This window comes from Microbacterium resistens (assembly GCF_031456305.1).
Taxonomy (GTDB): domain Bacteria; phylum Actinomycetota; class Actinomycetes; order Actinomycetales; family Microbacteriaceae; genus Microbacterium; species Microbacterium resistens_A.
This window is the reverse complement of the sequence record NZ_JAVDUM010000024.1, coordinates 1-1,412: the sequence shown is the minus strand read 5'-3', so window position 1 is coordinate 1,412 and position 1,412 is coordinate 1. Positions and strand designations below refer to the sequence as shown.

Genomic DNA, 1,412 nt, shown 5'->3' with positions numbered 1-1,412 from the left:
GGGTGGCGTCCCGGGGAGTGGTGGGGTTTCTGGCAGGGCTCACGGTGTCGTAGACGCTAGCGAGCCATCGTGCGATGGTCAGTGAGTACCGATCAAAGTCACTCACAGGAAGACACAAGCGCACGATGGCTCTAGACCAGTCTGCCCTCCTCGAGCTTCTCGGGGAACTGCAAACCACCGATGTCAGCGACCGGATCCGGCTCGCGACGCAGAGGCTCTACCAGGAGCTGATTGACGCGGAAGCGACCGCATTCATCGGAGCGGCTCCGTATGAGCGCTCCGAGGGGCGTGTCACGGTCCGCAACGGGTCGCGTCCGCGGATGCTGACCACCACGGCCGGGGATCTGGAGTTGCGGGTCCCGAAGCTGCGATCCGGGTCGTTCTTCCCGTCGCTGCTGGAGCGGCGTCGCCGGGTCGATCAGGCGCTGTTCGCGGTCGTGATGGAGGCCTACGTCCACGGCGTCTCCACGAGGAAGGTCGACGACCTCGTCAAGGCGCTCGGCGCTGATTCGGGGATCTCCAAGTCCGAGGTCTCTCGCATCTGCCAGGACCTCGACGAGGACGTTGCCGCGTTCCGGGAGCGCTCGCTGACAGAGCAGGCCTACCCGTATGTGTTCGTCGACGCGACCTACTGCAAGGCCCGCGTCGGGCGGCAGGTCGTCTCGCAGGCGATCGTCGTGGCGATCGGGGTCGCCGCCGACGGCACCCGGCAGGTCCTCGGCTTCGACGTCGGCGACACGGAATCCGAGCCGTTCTGGACGGCGTTTCTCCGGTCGTTGAAGACGCGCGGCCTGGGCGGCGTTCGGTTGGTGATCTCCGACGCGCATTCCGGGCTGATCTCAGCGATCCAGGTCGCGTTCCAGGGCGCGTCCTGGCAGCGCTGCCGGGTTCACTTCATGCGCAACGTCCTGACGAAGGTCCCCAAGGTCGCCGGCCCAATGGTCGCCTCCATCATCCGCACCGTGTTTGTCCCGCGCGGCAAAGCGAGCCTCGTTCACGCCCAGTTCGGGGAGGTCGTCCGCATGCTCGAACGCTCCCACCCGGCCGTTGCCGAGATGCTCGAGGACGCCCGCGACGAACTGCTGGCGTTCACCGCGTTCCCGTCCGCGCACTGGCAGCAGATCTGGTCGACGAACCCGTTGGAGCGGCTGAACAAGGAGATCAAACGCCGCACCGACGTCGTCGGCACGTTCCCTAACCCGGCCGCGTTGCTGCGCCTGGCCGGGCACGTCCTCATCGAGCAGCACGACGAATGGGACAGCGCCGACCGCCGCTACTTCAGCGACACCTCCATGGCCCTGCTCAACAACCCCACCGACGAACAGGAGAGCATCCCCGAACTCATCGCGGCATAATCAAAACAGCTGACCTCGCCGGTGTTGACAATCTCCACCACTCAGAGGGACGCCACC

General features: G+C 66.1%; 1 protein-coding gene. It reads left to right on the top strand.

Features of this window, described 5'->3' with window-relative positions; genetic code table 11:
* The first annotated feature begins 125 nt into the window (after positions 1 to 125).
* Entirely contained in the window at positions 126 to 1,355 is a 1,230-nt protein-coding gene (locus J2Y69_RS18015) for an IS256 family transposase (RefSeq protein WP_310023350.1), read from the top strand.
* Positions 1,356 to 1,412 lie beyond the last annotated feature (57 nt).

Bases quoted from the DNA above. Each gene is read 5' to 3' on its own strand.
- J2Y69_RS18015 (WP_310023350.1), top strand. From the start codon at position 126: ATGGCTCTAGACCAGTCTGCCCTCCTCGAGCTTCTCGGGGAACTGCAA.